General features: G+C 73.2%; 13 protein-coding genes. 5 read left to right on the top strand and 8 right to left on the bottom strand.

Annotation, left to right across the window (positions count from 1 at the left end; translation table 11 throughout):
* Positions 1-2 precede the first annotated feature (2 nt).
* Entirely contained in the window at positions 3-749 is a 747-nt protein-coding gene (locus ACH4TP_RS09950) for a sirohydrochlorin chelatase (protein WP_398185572.1), read from the top strand.
* Here the strand turns inward: ACH4TP_RS09950 and ACH4TP_RS09945 are convergent.
* The 3 genes from ACH4TP_RS09945 to ACH4TP_RS09935 form a co-directional block, all read right to left on the bottom strand.
* Positions 746-1,318 (bottom strand): TIGR03086 family metal-binding protein, encoded by a 573-nt coding sequence (locus tag ACH4TP_RS09945; RefSeq protein WP_398185575.1) that lies wholly within the window; start codon positions 1,316-1,318, stop codon positions 746-748. The two genes, ACH4TP_RS09950 and ACH4TP_RS09945, sit on opposite strands and share 4 nt — an antisense overlap.
* A 60-nt stretch (positions 1,319-1,378) precedes the next feature.
* Entirely contained in the window at positions 1,379-2,005 is a 627-nt protein-coding gene (locus ACH4TP_RS09940) for a DsbA family protein (RefSeq protein ID WP_398436918.1), read from the bottom strand.
* Positions 2,006-2,079: 74 nt separating this feature from the next.
* Complete coding sequence (locus tag ACH4TP_RS09935) at positions 2,080-2,634, bottom strand: DUF1697 domain-containing protein (RefSeq protein ID WP_398436916.1); 555 nt, start codon at positions 2,632-2,634, stop codon at positions 2,080-2,082.
* 223 nt (positions 2,635-2,857) lie between these two features.
* Here ACH4TP_RS09935 and ACH4TP_RS09930 point away from each other — a divergent pair, with 223 nt between their 5' ends.
* On the top strand, positions 2,858-3,715 hold the full coding sequence (locus ACH4TP_RS09930; RefSeq protein ID WP_398436914.1) for a phosphotransferase enzyme family protein: 858 nt from the start codon (positions 2,858-2,860) through the stop codon (positions 3,713-3,715).
* Between the two features lie 46 nt (positions 3,716-3,761).
* Positions 3,762-4,592, top strand: a complete 831-nt coding sequence (locus ACH4TP_RS09925) for an alpha/beta fold hydrolase (RefSeq protein ID WP_398436912.1) — start codon at positions 3,762-3,764, stop codon at positions 4,590-4,592.
* On the opposite strand, the gene ACH4TP_RS09920 is transcribed toward ACH4TP_RS09925, so the two are convergent.
* The 4 genes from ACH4TP_RS09920 to ACH4TP_RS09905 all read right to left on the bottom strand — a co-directional run bounded on the left by ACH4TP_RS09920 (position 4,589) and on the right by ACH4TP_RS09905 (position 9,069).
* A complete protein-coding gene (locus ACH4TP_RS09920; protein ID WP_398185591.1) occupies positions 4,589-5,314 on the bottom strand; it encodes a 3'-5' exonuclease in 726 nt (241 codons plus the stop codon). The genes ACH4TP_RS09925 and ACH4TP_RS09920 overlap by 4 nt on opposite strands.
* Before the next feature lie 98 nt (positions 5,315-5,412).
* Positions 5,413-6,735, bottom strand: a complete 1,323-nt coding sequence (locus ACH4TP_RS09915) for an SAV2148 family HEPN domain-containing protein (protein WP_389227063.1) — start codon at positions 6,733-6,735, stop codon at positions 5,413-5,415.
* Positions 6,736-6,856: 121 nt separating this feature from the next.
* Positions 6,857-8,164, bottom strand: coding sequence for a copper amine oxidase (locus ACH4TP_RS09910; RefSeq protein ID WP_389227060.1), 1,308 nt, complete (start codon positions 8,162-8,164; stop codon positions 6,857-6,859).
* Between the two features lie 53 nt (positions 8,165-8,217).
* Complete coding sequence (locus tag ACH4TP_RS09905; protein ID WP_398436910.1) at positions 8,218-9,069, bottom strand: Tat pathway signal sequence domain protein; 852 nt, start codon at positions 9,067-9,069, stop codon at positions 8,218-8,220.
* 138 nt (positions 9,070-9,207) lie between these two features.
* On the opposite strand from ACH4TP_RS09905, the gene glgX reads away from it, so the two are divergent.
* Positions 9,208-11,328 carry a glycogen debranching protein GlgX gene (gene glgX, locus ACH4TP_RS09900; RefSeq protein ID WP_389227055.1) on the top strand — a complete coding sequence of 707 codons (2,121 nt, stop codon included), beginning with the start codon at positions 9,208-9,210 and terminating at the stop codon, positions 11,326-11,328.
* 18 nt (positions 11,329-11,346) lie between these two features.
* On the opposite strand, the gene ACH4TP_RS09895 is transcribed toward glgX, so the two are convergent.
* Positions 11,347-12,555 carry an MFS transporter gene (locus ACH4TP_RS09895; RefSeq protein WP_398437820.1) on the bottom strand — a complete coding sequence of 403 codons (1,209 nt, stop codon included), beginning with the start codon at positions 12,553-12,555 and terminating at the stop codon, positions 11,347-11,349.
* 90 nt (positions 12,556-12,645) lie between these two features.
* Here ACH4TP_RS09895 and treY point away from each other — a divergent pair, with 90 nt between their 5' ends.
* Positions 12,646-14,973 (top strand): malto-oligosyltrehalose synthase, encoded by a 2,328-nt coding sequence (gene treY / locus ACH4TP_RS09890; RefSeq protein WP_398436908.1) that lies wholly within the window; start codon positions 12,646-12,648, stop codon positions 14,971-14,973.
* Positions 14,974-14,996 lie beyond the last annotated feature (23 nt).

The following is a 14,996-nucleotide window of genomic DNA, read 5'->3' as shown; positions in this document are numbered from 1 at the left end:
CCATGAACCGCCCTGTCCTCCTCGTGATCGCCCACGGCAGCCGCGACCCGCGGCACGCGGCGACCGTCCAGGCGCTGGTGCGCCGGGCCGGTGCGCTGCGGCCGGGGCTGCGGGTGGAGACGGCGTTCCTGGACTTCAACCTGCCGTCGGTGCCGGGCGTCCTCGACCGGCTCGCGGCGGACGGGGTGCGGGAGGTCGTGGCGCTGCCGCTGCTCCTCACCCGGGCCTTCCACGCGAAGGCCGACATCCCCGCCGTGCTGCGCCAGGCTCCCCCGTCCCTGGCCGTCCGCCAGGCGGAGGTCCTCGGCCCCTCGCCGCTGCTGATCGCGGCGGTGGAGCGGCGGTTGTACGAGGCGGGCCTCACGCCCGCCGACAAGCCCACGACCGGGGTCGTCCTGGCCTCGGCGGGCTCCACAGACCCGGAGGCGATCGCGGTGATCGCAGAAACGGCGCGGGAGCTGCGGCGCACCGGTTGGTGCTCCGTGCGGCCCGCGTTCGCCTCCGCTGTGACTGCCGGGGGCCTTCCCCGCACGGAGGACGCGGTCCGCACCCTGCGCACGGACCCGGGCGTCCACCGGGTGGCCGTCGCCCCGTACGTCATCGCCCCGGGCCGCCTCCCGGACCGCATCGCGGCGGGCGCGGCCGGTGCCGACGTCCTCGCGGACGTCCTGGGTCCCTCCCCCGAACTGGCCCGTCTGCTCCTGGAGCGGTACGAGGCGGCGGCCCGGCCGGTCGCCCGGACCGCCTAGTCCTTCGGGTTCCGCCCGCTCATCGCCAGCGCCCGGTCGAGCGCCGGGGCGTCGTCCGGTACGTCGACGGCCGTGGCGAAGCCCTCGTACTGGCGGTACATCTCCGCGTACCGCCCGACCACGTCGAGGAGGAAGACCGCCGTCCCCTCGGGGAGGGTGAAGTCCTGTCCGGTGGAGCGGGCCAGGTCCCAGCCGTGCAGGGCGAGTTCCTCGACGAGCATGGCGGCGATCTCGGTGGCCGGCAGGGCGCTGCCGCCCATGTCGACGTCCCCCTCCCAGGCCTCCGGCTTCTCCCAGGCGGCCAGGGCCCGGTCGAGCTGGGCGGCGTACGCCTCGGCCCAGCCGTCCTCGGTGGCGAAGTCCCGCTGGACGGTCTCCTCGGGGAGCTGGGTGCGCAGGGCGCGGTGTTCGAGGCCGTGGGCCGAGTAGAGGACCAGGTGGTTGGCGAGTTCGCGGACCGTCCAGTCGGCGCAGACGGACGGGGTGCCGAGCTGTTCGGCGGTGACGCCGCGGGCGACCCGGCTCGCTTCGGCGGCGCAGACGGTGAGGTGGGTGTGGATCTCGTTCATGCCGTCGACGGTACGGAGCGGCCGGGCGCCGGGTCTTGAACTTTCGCGACAGGGGCCCGGTCAGCTGAAGTCGAGGCCGCCGGTGCGGGTGCGCTTGATCTCGAAGAGGTCGGGGTGGGAGGCGAGGACGCGGAAGCTGTCGAAGAGTTCGGCGGCCTTCTCGCCTCGCGGGATGGCGCGCAGGACGGGGCCGAACCAGACGGTGCCGTCGACGTGGATCGTGGGGGTGCCGACGTACCCCTCGGCCTCGGGGTCCTTGCCCGCGTCGTGGCTGCGGCGGACGGCCTCGTCGTAGGCCGGGTCGTGGGCGGCGGCGGCGAGTTCGGCGGGGAGTCCGAGCTCGGCCAGGGACTCGGCGACGACCGCGTCGAAGTCCTTGTTCTTCTGCTCGTGGATGCGGGTGCCGTACGCCGTGTAGAGCGGGCTCAGGATCTCGTCGCCGTACTTCTCGGCGGCCGCGGCGGCGACCCGGACCGGGCCGATGGAGGCGTCGACGAGCTCGCGGTACCAGTCGGGGAGTTCGTTGCCCTCGTTGTGGAAGTACAGGCTCATGACCTTGAAGCGGAGGTCGATGTCCCGGTGGCGCTCGACCTCCAGGATCCAGCGGGAGGTTATCCAGGCGAAGGGGCAGGCGGGGTCGAAGTAGAAGTCGACGCTGGGGCGGTTCGTGGTCTCGGTGCTCGTCATGGGTATGAATCTAGTGGGGAGTTGGCCCGCTGCCACGGGCCATTCGGAGATCTCCCGACTGGGCCACTTCGGGGTCAGTGCTCCCGTGTCATCTCGACGAGCCTGACCACGGTGTTCCAGTTCCGGCCGGTGGCGACGAGGCCCTTCACGACGGACGGGCGGGAGACCGCCTCGCCGAGCTTGGAGTTCCCGAGGCCCTCGGGGGTGTAGAGGTAGAGCACGCGGTCGCCGAGGGCGAAGTCCTCGGGGAGGTGGGCCTCGCGGTCGATGGCGGCGAAGCGCTCGGGGTCGGCGGGCTCGGAGTAGTAGATGGCGTGGAGCTGCCTGCCCTCCAGTTCGGCGGCCGGGAAGGGGCAGGCGTCGGCGACGGCGGCGAGGTAGCCGCCGTCGCGGACGAGGCAGTCGACGCGGAAGCCGAAGCGCTCCTCGATCGCGTCCTCCAGGGTGGTCCTGAGCTCTTCCTCGCCGGCGCCGGAGTCGGTGGCGAAGACGGCGTTCCCGCTCTGGAGGTAGGTGCGGACGTCCGTGTGCCCGAGGCCTTCGAGGAGGGCGCGGAGCTCCGCCATGGGGACCCTGCGTCGACCGCTCACGTTGATGCCGCGGAGCAGGGCCGCGTATGTCTTCGTCATGATCCCAATCTAGGGCGGCCACCGCGCCTCGTGGGGGGCGGCACGGTGGCCGGTTCGAACCCTGTCCGATGGAGGGGGCCCGGAGAAGACCCTTCACCCATCTGTGACTTATTCAACAAGGTTTCGTAATGGCGAATCCGTCATCTGCGCCGATAGCGGGCGAGGACCGGGAGCTGCGCGGATGGGAGACTTTGGCGCGAAGACACCGGTGAGGGAGAGGTCGATGGACGAGGCGCGGGCACGGGAGATCCTGGACGGCGCGGGGCTGCCGGTCGCGGAGGCGCGGCTGCTGGCCCTGGGCGAGAACGCGGTCTTCGCGGTGGGCGGTCTGGTGGTGAAGGTCGGCCGGGACGCGGAGCTGTTCGAGCGGGCCGGGCGGGAACTCGCGCTGGCGTCCTGGCTGGAAGACGCCGGTGTCCCGGCGGTCCGGGCGGCCGAGGAGAAGCCGCGCCTGGTGGACGGGCATCCCGTCACCCTCTGGCACCGGCTGCCGGAGGCGGTGCGGCCCACGGAGCCCCGTGATCTGGCCCCGCTGCTGCGGGCCGTCCACGCGCTGCCGGAGCCGGCGGGGTTCGCCCTCCCGCGCCGTGAGCTGCTCGGCGGAGTCGAGCGGTGGCTGCGGCTCGCGGGGGACGCGATCGATCCGGCGGACGCGGCGTTCCTGCGGGAGCGGCGCGACTCCTTCGCCCCGGCGGCGGCCGCGCTCACCCCGCACCTGGCCCCGGGCCCGATCCACGGGGACGCCCTCCCCCGCAACGTCCACGTCGGGCCCGAAGGGCCGGTCCTGGTGGACCTGGAGACCTTCTCCTCGGACCTGCGGGAGCACGACCTCGTGGTCCTCGCCCTCTCCCGGGACCGGTACGGCCTGGACCCGGCGGCGTACGAGGCCTTCACCGAGGCGTACGGCTGGGACGTGCGGGAGTGGGAGGGGTGCGCGGTGCTGCGCGGGGCGCGGGAGACCGCGAGCTGCGCGTGGGTGGCGCAGCACGCGCCCTCGAACCCGAAGGCGCTCGCCGAGTTCGAGCGGCGGGTGGCCTCGCTGCGGGACGGCGACCCCGAGGTCCGCTGGTACCCGTTCTGACATCATGGTGCCCGTCGAACCGGCCGGTAGCGAACGGGGTGTTGGGATGCGAGTCGAACTGTCCGAGGTGACCCTCGACGTCGAGGTGAGCGGGGAGGGACCGGCCGTACTGCTCGTGCACGGCTTCCCCGACAGCCACCACCTGTGGCGCCACCAGGTCGCGGCGCTGAACGCGGCCGGTTTCACCACCGTCGCCCCCACCCTGCGGGGCTTCGGCGCCTCCGACCGTCCCGAGGGCGGCCCGGAGGCGTTCCACCCGGGCAAGCACGTCGGCGACCTGGTCGAGCTCCTGGCGCGCCTCGGCCTCGACCGGGTCCATCTGGTGGGCCACGACTGGGGTTCGGGCATCGCGCAGGCCGTGACCCAGTTCTTCCCGGAGAAGGTGCGGAGCCTGAGCATCCTGTCCGTGGGCCATCTGGCGGCGATCCGGTCGGCGGGCTGGGAGCAGAAGCAGCGCTCCTGGTACATGCTGCTGTTCCAGCTGGCCGGGGTGGCCGAGGACTGGCTGACGCGGGACGGCTTCGCCAACCTGCGGGACATGCTGGGCGAGCACCCGGACGCGGAGGCCGTGATCGAGCAGCTGCGCGCGCCGGGCGCGCTGACGGCCGCGCTGAACGTCTACCGCGCGGGCCTGACGGCGGAGGTCCAGTTCGGCCCCGAGCCGCCGGCGGTGCCGCTGCCCGAGTCGGTCCCCGTGATGGGCGTCTGGTCGACCGGAGACCGTTTCCTCACCGAGCGCTCGATGTCCGGGACGGGCGAGTACGTCGCCGGGTCCTGGCGCTACGAGCGGGTCGAGGACGCGGGCCACTGGCTCCAGCTGGACCAGCCGGAGAAGCTCAACGAGCTGCTGCTCTCCTTCCTGAAGGAGAACTCCTAGCCGGCCACCGTGACCGCCGACCGCAGGGGCCACGTGGAGTCGACGACCGCCTCCGCGTCGCCCTTGCGGCGCAGGAAGTCCTGGAAGTTCTCGGCCCAGGCCCGGTACCAGCCGATCTGCCGCTCGTGCAGTTCGGCCGGGTTCAGGGCGGCCACCTGGGGGTGCCGCTCGGCTATCGCGATGGCGACCCGGACGGCGGCGAGCGCGTCGGCGGCGGCCTCGTGCGCGGCTTCGAGGACCACGCCGTACTCCCCGCAGACGGCTTCCAGGTTCCGCTTGCCGCGCCGGTAGCGGTCGACGGCCCGGTCGATGGTGTACGGGTCGACGACCGGGCCGATGGCCGTCCCGCCGAGCCGCTCCTCCAGGGAGGGCAGCCCGTGGCGGCGCAGCTCGGCGGCGAGGAGCGTGAGGTCGAAGGAGGCGTTGTACGCGACGACCGGGACGCCGTCCTCCCAGTACGCGGCGAGGATCTTCGCGATCTCGTCGGCGACCTCGCGGGCCGGGCGGCCCTCGGCGGCCGCGCGCTCGGTGCTGATGCCGTGGATCGCGGAGGCCTCCTCCGGGATGGGGACGCCCGGGTCGGCGAGCCAGTCCCGTCGGCTCCCGACCTGCCCCCCGCCGCCGACCTCGATGATCGAGGCCGTGACGATACGGGCCTCCAGCGGGTCGGTGCCGGTCGTCTCCAGGTCGAAGCCGACCAGCGGTTCCCCATGCCAAGCCATCGGGTCCTCCTTACGTGATCTCCCCCGTGGTGTTCACCACCCTCGCACGCGCCACTGACAACGTCCCCCGCTGCCCCCTCCGGATGCGCCGGAGGGGGTCAGGAGACGGGCCGGGAGTCGAGCCAGACCGACTCGAATTCCTCCCGGTACGTCTCGAAGAGTCCGTGATCTCCGTCACGGGCGGACTGCCCGTGCCGGACGACGTTCCGTCCGCCGCCGCGCAGGACGAGGACGGGGGCCTCCATGCCCCGGGCCCGGCGCAGGTACGACTGGACGACGCCCACCCCGTCGGGCCCGTCGCCGTCCACCAGGTAGGCGGTGAAGCGGGGGGTCTCGTCGAAGACGTGGATCTGGAAGGCGCCCGGGTCGCGCAGTTTCGAGCGGACCCGTCGCATGTGCAGGATGTTCATCTCGACCGAGCGGCTCAGCTCCCCCTTCTTCAGGCCGAGTTCGCGCTCGCGGCGCTTGACGGCGCTGCTCGCCGGGTTGAGGAAGAGGAGGCGGGTGCGGCAGCCGGACTCGGCGAGGCGGACCATGCGGCGGCCGGAGAAGTTCTGCACGAGCAGATTGAGGCCTATGCCGGTGGCGTCGAGGCGGCGGGCCCCGCCGAAGAGGTCCTCGGCGGGCAGCTGCCGCTGGAGCCGGACCCGGTCGGGGTGGACGGAGACGACGTCCGCGTACCGGTCGCCGACGAGGTCCTCGACCGCGTCCACGGGCAGCCGGTCGGCGGAGGGCACTCCGGCGCCGCTGCCGAGGATCTCCAGGATGCGGGCGGAGGCCCGCTCGGACTGGGCGAGGACGGTCAGCGAGAGGGCCCGGTTGCGGGAGACCACGTTCCGCGTGACCTCCAGCTCGTCGAGGGCGAGCTCGACCTCGCGCCGGTCGTCGAAGTAGGGCTCGAAGCACGGCCAGTGCTGCACCATCAGCTCCCGCAGCTGCGGGAGCGTCAGGAAGCTCAGGACGTTGTCGTCGGCCGGGTCGAGGAGGTAGCCCTTGCGCCGGGAGACCTCGCGGACGGCGACCGCCCGCTGGACCCATTCCTGGCCGGCCGGTCCGGCGGCGGCCACCACCCACTCCTCGCCGTGCACCGGTTCGTACACGGGCCGCAGGACGGCGGCGACCACGGCCCGCAGCCGCTGTTCGACGAGGTTGAGCCAGATGTAGGCGCGGCCCGCGCGCTGGGCCCGGGTGCGGACCTCGCCCCAGGCCTCGGCGTCCCAGTCGAGCTCCGCGCCTATCTCCACCGGCCGGCCGACCGTGACCGTGCCGGGCGGGGTGCCCGCGCCCGGCGGCAGGACGACGCCCGGCGGGACGGCCGAGCCCGGCGGCGCGACCGTTCCGGGCGGCGCCTCCGCGGGGTCGGCCGGGCCCCCCTCGTGACCCGCGTCCCCTGGGGGAAGCTCCAGACCTCCCGAGCTCACCCGCGCACCGCCTTCTGCTCCCGGACACCCGTTCCGGCGGACTGGATGACCATGTGACAACGATCAAGGAAGGGTACTCCGCGAGCGGAGGGCGGTGCAGCAGGATCGTCAGGCTGCTTCCTCAACTCCCCAGATCGGGCTGCCCGTTCTGGGAGGCGAGATCTGCCGGAGTGAGCGGATTCATAGCGGTTACGTCCCTGGGCACGAGCTGGAAGCCCTGCCAGTGGACGGGCATCGGCTGCTGGTCCTCGTCCCGGGCGATGTGGTGGAACCCGATGTTGACCCACACGGACGGTTTGGTCAGGGTCTCACCGTTGACCCATTTGTCCACGCTGTCCGGGGCGCCCTGCCCGCAGTTGCCGATGTTGTTGCTCGCGAACTTCTCGCAGGCGCGGGACTGGGTGAAGTAGACGCCGTGCTTGGTGAAGCCGCGGCCCGCGTGCGTGTCGGTGTGGCCGGGCACGATCTCGTACGAGCGGGCGTGGCCGTCGGCGTTCTTGCCGGTGCCGCTGACCACCCGCCACCAGCGCATGTTCTTCGCGTCTCCGGCGAGTTCCTTGGTGACGACGGTCTTCGTGGTCTTCACCGTGGGTCCGCCGCCGCCGGTGGGCGCGGTGACGGCCGAGTCGAACTGCTCGATCCGGTCCTTGGTGGAGCCGTCGAGGCCGAAGTCGAGCTTCCAGAAGACGTTGTGGGCGTGGCTGGTGGCGTAGCCCTTGGCGCCCTTGCCGAGGGGCCAGCCGCGGCCGTCGGTGGCGTTGTAGTCGACGGGCGAGAGGCTGCCGGTGGCCCCGACGTTGGCGCCGATGGTGCCGTCGGCGGTGAAGCGCCACTCGGTGATGTACTCGTACCAGCCGACCTTGTTGACGGTGTAGACGAGCAGGTCCTTGGCCTGGGCCTGCCAGACCTTGGTGCCGCCGTCGCTGGCCATGCGGTACGCGTGTCCACGCGCGCGCGTGGTGGTGCACAGGCCCTTGACGTTGCCGACGTCGGTCACCTTGACGGTGGTGAGGGTGCCGCCGGGGCATTCGGCCGGCTTGAGGTTCTGCAGGCCGTAGCCGAAGCCGGCGCCGGTGAGGTCGTCGTACTCGGCGCCGCCGTCGTCGTAGGGCACGTGGATCTGGGCGAGCCGGGCGCTGTCGAGGACCCTGATGGGGGCGGCGGCGCCGGGCGGCTGGTAGGTGATCTTGTCGAGCGTGAGCCCGGCGTCGGTGTCGTAGCGCCAGCACATGCGCCAGGTGGTGCCGCCGTCGAGCTTCTGGGTGATGCGGTACGCGACCGAGCAGTCGGGCGTGGTGGGCGAGGTCGGGGCCGGCGGGGCGGGCGCGGCGGTCGCGGGGCCCGCGGCGGCCGTGGCGGTGCCGAGCAGGACGGCGGCGGCCAGGACGGCGCCCCGCTTGCGGGTGCGCGGGTCGAGCTGCATGGACATGCGGACGTACTCCCTCGTACGTGTCGTGGGGCCGGGGACCGGTGCGGCGGTGGTCAGCCGACGCGGGTGACGGTCCTGGCGGAGAGGTCGACGATCAGGTTCCGGGTGTCGATCCAGGCCCCGTTGAGGACCTTGGTGACGAGCCGGACGCACCGGTGCTCCCCGCAACGGGCGAGCTGCGCGGGCACGTTCCTCTCGCGGTAGGTGCGGTAGACGTCGCCGTTGAACCACAGCTGCCGGCTGGAGGTGAGCTCCTTGCCGGTGGCGTCCTCGTAGTCCTCCTTGACGCCCTTGCCGAGCGGACTGGCGAGGATCAGTTCGAGCGCCTCACGGAGCTCGTCGGGGTGGGCGGAGGGCTGGACCCCGCGCTGCGTGCCGGACTTCTCGACCTTGCCGGTGTCGAGGTTGACGGTCTCGGTGATGAGCTCGTCCCGCCCGTAGTCGTAGAGGCGGACCTCGGCGCGGCGCGACGCGTCGCCGGGCAGCGGGTCGGCGAGTCGGGTGCCGAGGCGCTGCGGGCCCCGGCCGCCCGTGACGTCGTGCTGGGCGGAGGCGGCGGGCGGGGTCAGCGCCAGTGCCTCGGCCCGTGCGAGCTCGTCGTCGGTGAGCGGGTCGCTGCCGACGCCCTTGGCCCCCTCGGCCGGGGGCGGGGCCACGGTGGCCGGCTGCGGCGCGGAGCCCGCGGCCCGTGCGTCCGCCTCCCCCTGCGGGGAGGCGCCGTCCGGGCCTCCCCCTGCCCTCGTGCCGGCTGCTCCGGCGATGCCGATGGCCCCTCCGGTTCCGGCGGCCCCGTTCGCCCCTGCCTGTCCCGGCAGGCTGATCGCCACGGCGACGGCGGTTCCCGTCACCGCCATGGCCGCCCCTGCCACCACCTTCCCCAGGTGGCGGCGGACTATTTCGTACACATTTCCCCCTCTGTCCCCCTCATGGTCTGCGGTCACCCGGTAGGACGGGGCGAAGTCCTAGGAGGTTGCTGCTCTTTCGGGCAGGATCTGACCGAATAACACCTACAAAACCCGGACAGAAGAGGAAGAGTCGTATCCATGCAGGTCTGGCCGGGACAGGCGTACCCCCTGGGCGCCACCTATGACGGAGCGGGCACCAACTTCGCGGTCTTCTCGGAGGCCGCCCACAGGATCGAGCTGTGTCTGCTGCACGACGACGGCTCGGAGACGGCGGTGGAGCTGCGCGAGACCGACGCGTTCGTGCGGCACGCCTATCTGCCGGGCGTGATGCCCGGTCAGCGGTACGGGTTCCGGGTGCACGGCCCGTACGCGCCGGAGCGCGGGCTGCGCTGCAACGCGGCGAAGCTGCTGCTCGACCCGTACGCGCGCGCGGTGTCGGGGCAGGTGAAGTGGGGCGAGGCGGTGTACGGCTACCCCTTCGGGCGGCCGGACGCGCGCAACGACCTCGACTCGGGGCCGCACACGATGACCTCGGTGGTCGTGAACCCCTACTTCGACTGGGGCGACGACCGGCGTCCGCGCACCGAGTACCACCACACGGTGATCTACGAGGCCCACGTGAAGGGCCTGACGATGCTGCACCCGGACCTTCCGGAGGAGCTGCGCGGGACGTACGCGGGCCTCGCGCACCCCTCGGTCATCGGCCATCTGAAGGAACTGGGCGTCACCGCTCTCGAACTGATGCCCGTTCACCAGTTCGTGAACGACCACCGGCTCGTGGACGCGGGGCTCTCCAACTACTGGGGCTACAACACGATCGGCTTCTTCGCCCCGCACAACGCCTACGCGTCCTGGGGCGACCGGGGCCAGCAGGTCCTGGAGTTCAAGTCGGCGGTCCGGGCACTGCACCAGGCGGGCATCGAGGTCATCCTCGACGTGGTCTACAACCACACCGCCGAGGGCAACCACCTGGGCCCGACGCTCTCCATGCGGGGCCTGGACAACCCCTCGTACTACCGGCTCGCGGACGATCCCCGGTACTACACGGACACCACCGGCACCGGGAACTCGCTGCTCATGCGCTCCCCGCACGTGCTCCAGCTGATCATGGACTCGCTGCGGTACTGGGTGACCGAGATGCACGTGGACGGCTTCCGCTTCGACCTGGCGGCCACGCTGGCCCGCCAGTTCCACGAGGTGGACCGGCTGTCCTCGTTCTTCGACCTGGTGCAGCAGGACCCGGTGGTGAGCCAGGTGAAGCTGATCGCCGAGCCGTGGGACGTGGGCGAGGGCGGCTACCAGGTGGGGAACTTCCCGCCGCTGTGGACCGAGTGGAACGGCAAGTACCGGGACTGCGTGCGGGACCTGTGGCGGGGCGAGCCGCGCACGCTCGCCGAGTTCGCCTCCCGGCTGACCGGCTCCTCCGACCTGTACCAGGACGACGGGCGGCGGCCGCTCGCCTCGGTCAACTTCGTGACCTGCCACGACGGTTTCACCCTGCGGGACCTCGTCTCGTACAACGACAAGCACAACGAGGCGAACGGCGAGGGCAACCGGGACGGCGAGAGCTACAACCGGTCGTGGAACTGCGGGGTGGAGGGCGAGACCGAGGACGTGGGGATCGCGGAGCTGCGCGCCCGCCAGACGCGCAACTTCCTCGCCACCCTGATGCTCTCGCAGGGCGTGCCGATGCTCAGCCACGGCGACGAGTTCGGGCGGACGCAGGGCGGCAACAACAACGCGTACTGCCAGGACAACGAGGTCTCCTGGGTGCGGTGGCCGAAGGAGAACAGCGAGGCGGAGGCCACCCTGCTGCGCTTCACGCGTGCGATGGTCCGGCTGCGCCGGGAGCATCCGGTCTTCCGGCGCCGCCGCTTCTTCCACGGCCGGCCGGTGGAGGGCACCCACGACGAGCTGACCGACATCGCCTGGTTCACGCCCGAGGGCGAGGAGATGACCTCCCGCGACTGGCAGGCGGCGCACGCCCAGGCACTGACCGTCTTCCTCAACGGCAACGCCATCTCGGAGCCGGGCCCCCAGGGCGAGCGGATCGCCGACGACTCCTTCCTGCTGATGTTCAACGCCTCGTCGAAGGAGCTGGAGTTCGCGGTCCCGGACAGCCACGGCCGCTGCTGGCGGATGGTCGTGGACACCTCGGACCCGGAGGGGATGCCGCCGCAGGAGGGCCCGGAGATCACGGCCGGCGAGCGGGTGACCCTCGCGCCGCTCAGCCTGACGGTGCTGCGGAGGCCGGCCTGAGTGCTTCCCGTACGGGGCTCACGCCGCCGGCGTGAGTTCTTCCCGCACGGGAGACGCGACCCGGACCGTCCAGGACAGCACCGCGCAGGCCGCGCCCGCCCCCACCGCCACCGCGAAGGCGGCGGGGGCGCCCTGCCCCTCGGCGAGCCGGCCGGAGACGGCGAGGGCCAGGGCCTGACCGCCCACGATCCCGCTGGTGAGGAAGGCCATCGACTCGGCGAGCCGGGTGGCCGGCACGGTCCGCTCGGTGAGCCCGAAGACGGTGATCAGATGCGGGGCGTAGGCGGCGCCGAGGACGATGACGACCGCGTACAGCGCGCCCAGGGAGCCGACGAACAGCAGCGGTACGGAGAGGACGACGAGCCCGGCGGTGGCGGCGCGCCAGCGGGTGGTGAGCCCGATCCGGGCGGGCACGGCGGCCATGGAGAGGCCGACGGCGGCGCTCATGACGCCCATGGCGGCGTAGACGAGCCCGGCCTGGGCGGGGACGCCGAGCTCCTCGGTGAGGGCGGTGATCCCGGCCTGCGAGGCGCCGAACATGGCGCCCTGGAGGACCATCGTGACGCGCAGGGCGTACGCGGATCCCGGCAGCCGCGTCCGTTCGGCGGCACTCGTACGGGTGGAAGCCGCCGGCGCGATCGCCCGGGCCGTCGGATGGAGGGCGAAGGCCGTCCCGCAGACGGCGAGCAGCAGCGCCGCCAGGAGGAGCGCGGCGGCCGGGTGGGCGAGGGCGGCGGCGAGGCCGACGAGGGCCGGGCCGAGGACGAAGGAGACCTCGTCGAGGGTGCCCTCGAAGGAGAGCACCGCGCCGACGAGCCGGTCGTCCGCGCCGGAGCGGCGGGCGAGGGCCACGGAGCGGGTCCGGGCGAGCGGTCCGACCTGCGGGACGGTGGCCCCGGCGAGCGCGCCCAGCACCATGAGCGCGCCGGTGGGCGCGTCGGCGAGGGCGGCGAGGACCAGGGCCGTGACGGCGACCGCGTTGGCCAGGGAGGCCGCGAGGACGACCCCGCGCTGTCCGTGCCGGTCGGCGAGCCGGCCGATGACGGGCCCGGCGACGGTCTGTCCCGCGGCGAGCGCCCCGCCCGTGAGGCCGGCGGTGGCGAGCGAGCCGCTCGTCTCGGCGACCAGGAGCAGACTGCCGAGCTGGCACATGGCGGTGGGCAGCCGGCCGAGGAAGGAGACGACCGGCAGGGCCGGTCCGAGCAGGGACAGCGTGTCGCGATACATCCGAAGCATCACGCGAACGTAACGCGATGCACTCGAACGGGCGCATGGGGCGATGACACAGAAGCCCTCCGGCGGGGTACGTACGTTCGCATGACGCCCAATCCACCCACGTCGACCTACCGGCTCCAGCTCCAGCCGGAGTTCCCGTTCGCGGCCGCCGAGCGCGCCGTGCCGCACCTGGCCGGCCTCGGCGTCTCGCATCTGCACCTCTCCCCGGTCCTGGAGGCGGTGCCCGGCTCGACCCACGGCTACGACGTCACCGACCACGGCCGCGTACGGGCCGAACTGGGCGGCGAGGAGGGGCTGCGGGCACTCGCGGCGACCGCGCGGGCGCACGGCCTCGGCCTGGTCGTGGACCTGGTGCCCAACCACATGGCGGCCTCCCCCCGGCACAACCAAGCGCTGCGCGCCGTGCTCCGCGACGGCCCGGACTCGCCGTACGCCCGCTGGTTCGACGTCGACTGGCGGGCCGGGGACGGGCGGCTGCTGCTCCCGGTGCTGCCCGCGCGGCTCCCGGAGGTACGGGACCGGTTCCGGGTCGCGGACGGCTCCCTGCACCTGGACGGCCAGGAGTTCCCGCTCCGCCCCGGCACCGAGGACCTGCCGCTCGACGAGCTGCTCGACGCCCAGTGGTACCGGCTCGGCTGGTGGCGGCTGGCCCGCACCGAGCTCAACTACCGGCGCTTCTTCACCGTCTCGGAGCTCATCGGGGTGCGGGTGGAGGACCCCGGGGTGTTCGCGGCGAGCCACGCGAAGATCGTGGAGCTGGTCGCGGACGGGGTGATCGAGGGGCTGCGCATCGACCACCCGGACGGGCTCGCCGACCCGCAGGGCTACCTGGAGGACCTGAGGGAGGCGACCGGCGGGCGCTGCTGGACGGTCGTCGAGAAGATCCTCACGGGCGCGGAGACCCTGCCCGCCTCCTGGCCGGTCGCGGGCACCACCGGGTACGACGCGCTGCGGCGGCTCGACGGCGTCTTCACCGACCCGCTGGGAGTCGCCGAACTCGCCGACGTCTACCGGGAGTTCGTCGGCAAGGCCGGGGACCGGGGCGGCCGCTGGGAGGCGACCGAGCGCCGCGCGGCGTACGAGGTGGTCACCCATGACCTGGCCTCGGAGACGGCCGCGCTGACCCGGATCGCCGGCCGGATCTGCGCCGCCGACCCGGCGCTGCGGGACCACGCCCCCTGGGCGCTGCGCACCGCGGTCCGCGAGCTCCTCGTCCGCGTCCCCGTCTACCGGACCTACCGGACGGGCGGCGAGGAGGTGCTGACCCCGGAGGCGGCGCGCGGCGCGAAGGCCGCGTTCGCGGTGCCGGAGGAGGCGGCGGCGGTCGACGTCGTGCGGGACCTGGCGCTCGGCGCGCTCGGCGACGGTCCCGAACACCGGGCGTTCCGCGCGCGGTTCGCGCAGACGTCCTCCGCGCTGCGGGCCAAGTCCGTGGAGGACACGGCCTTCTACCGGTACACGCCGCTGCTCTCGGCGAACGAGGTCGGCGGGGACGCGGGGCGTCCGGCGGTGCCGGTGGAGGAGTTCCACGCGTACTGCCTGCGGATCGCCCGGGACTGGCCGGGCACCGGCACCGTGCTCTCCACCCACGACACCAAGCGCAGCGCGGACGTCCGGGCCGCCATCGCGGTGCTCGCCCAGTGCCCGGAGGTGTGGGCGGAGCTCCTCGCGGAGGTCTCGGGGGTGCCCGCGCCCGATCCGCACGTGGCGTGGACGGCCTGGCAGACGGCCTTCGGCTTCGGCGCCCCGGACCCCGACCGGCTCGTTCCGGCGATCCTCAAGTCCGTACGGGAGGCGGGGCTGCGGACCAGCTGGACCGAGCCGGACGCGGCGTACGAGCGGGCGGTGGCCGAGTTCGCGGCGGCCGGGCCCGGCCGGATCCCGCTCCGGGCGGCCTCGGCGGCGGCCTTCGCCCTGGAGCCGCACATCCGGGCGCACGCCCTGGGCGCCCTGCTCGCGCAGCTGACGATGCCGGGGGTGCCGGAGCTCTACCAGAACACGGAGCGGGAGTACCGGGCGCTCGTCGACCCGGACAACCGGGCGCCGTTCGCGGTCGGCGCGGACGACGACCACACCGCTCTGGTCCGGGCGGCGCTGCGGCTGCGGCGCGCGCGTCCGGAGGCCTTCGGCCCGGGCGGCACGTACGTCCCGCTGGCGGCGGAGGGCCCGGCGGCCGCGCACTGCCTGGCCTTCGCCCGCTCCGGCCGGGTGATCACGGCCGTGACCCGGCTCTCCCTGCGGCTCGCCCGGGCGGGCGGCTGGCAGGACACGGAGCTGGTGCTGCCCGAGGGGCGCTGGACCGACGCGCTCGACGGCGTACGGGAGTTCACGGGCGGCCCGGCGACGGAGGTCAAGCTGGCGGAGCTGTTCGAGGAGCGGCCGGTGGCGCTGCTGGCCCGGGTGGAGTGAGTCGTGATGCCACGGCCATGACA

The organism is Streptomyces sp. NPDC021012, from assembly GCF_044333355.1.
GTDB lineage: Bacteria > Actinomycetota > Actinomycetes > Streptomycetales > Streptomycetaceae > Streptomyces.
The sequence above is the reverse complement of the archived record's forward strand: the minus strand, read 5'-3'. Positions and strand labels throughout refer to the sequence as shown.

Coding starts and splice junctions, on each gene's coding strand:
- ACH4TP_RS09950 (WP_398185572.1), top strand. CDS start 3: ATGAACCGCCCTGTCCTCCTCGTGATCGCCCACGGCAGCCGCGACCCG.
- ACH4TP_RS09945 (WP_398185575.1), bottom strand. CDS start 1,318: ATGAACGAGATCCACACCCACCTCACCGTCTGCGCCGCCGAAGCGAGC.
- ACH4TP_RS09940 (WP_398436918.1), bottom strand. CDS start 2,005: ATGACGAGCACCGAGACCACGAACCGCCCCAGCGTCGACTTCTACTTC.
- ACH4TP_RS09935 (WP_398436916.1), bottom strand. CDS start 2,634: ATGACGAAGACATACGCGGCCCTGCTCCGCGGCATCAACGTGAGCGGT.
- ACH4TP_RS09930 (WP_398436914.1), top strand. CDS start 2,858: ATGGACGAGGCGCGGGCACGGGAGATCCTGGACGGCGCGGGGCTGCCG.
- ACH4TP_RS09925 (WP_398436912.1), top strand. CDS start 3,762: ATGCGAGTCGAACTGTCCGAGGTGACCCTCGACGTCGAGGTGAGCGGG.
- ACH4TP_RS09920 (WP_398185591.1), bottom strand. CDS start 5,314: ATGGCTTGGCATGGGGAACCGCTGGTCGGCTTCGACCTGGAGACGACC.
- ACH4TP_RS09910 (WP_389227060.1), bottom strand. CDS start 8,164: ATGTCCATGCAGCTCGACCCGCGCACCCGCAAGCGGGGCGCCGTCCTG.
- glgX (WP_389227055.1), top strand. CDS start 9,208: ATGCAGGTCTGGCCGGGACAGGCGTACCCCCTGGGCGCCACCTATGAC.
- ACH4TP_RS09895 (WP_398437820.1), bottom strand. CDS start 12,555: ATGTATCGCGACACGCTGTCCCTGCTCGGACCGGCCCTGCCGGTCGTC.
- treY (WP_398436908.1), top strand. CDS start 12,646: ATGACGCCCAATCCACCCACGTCGACCTACCGGCTCCAGCTCCAGCCG.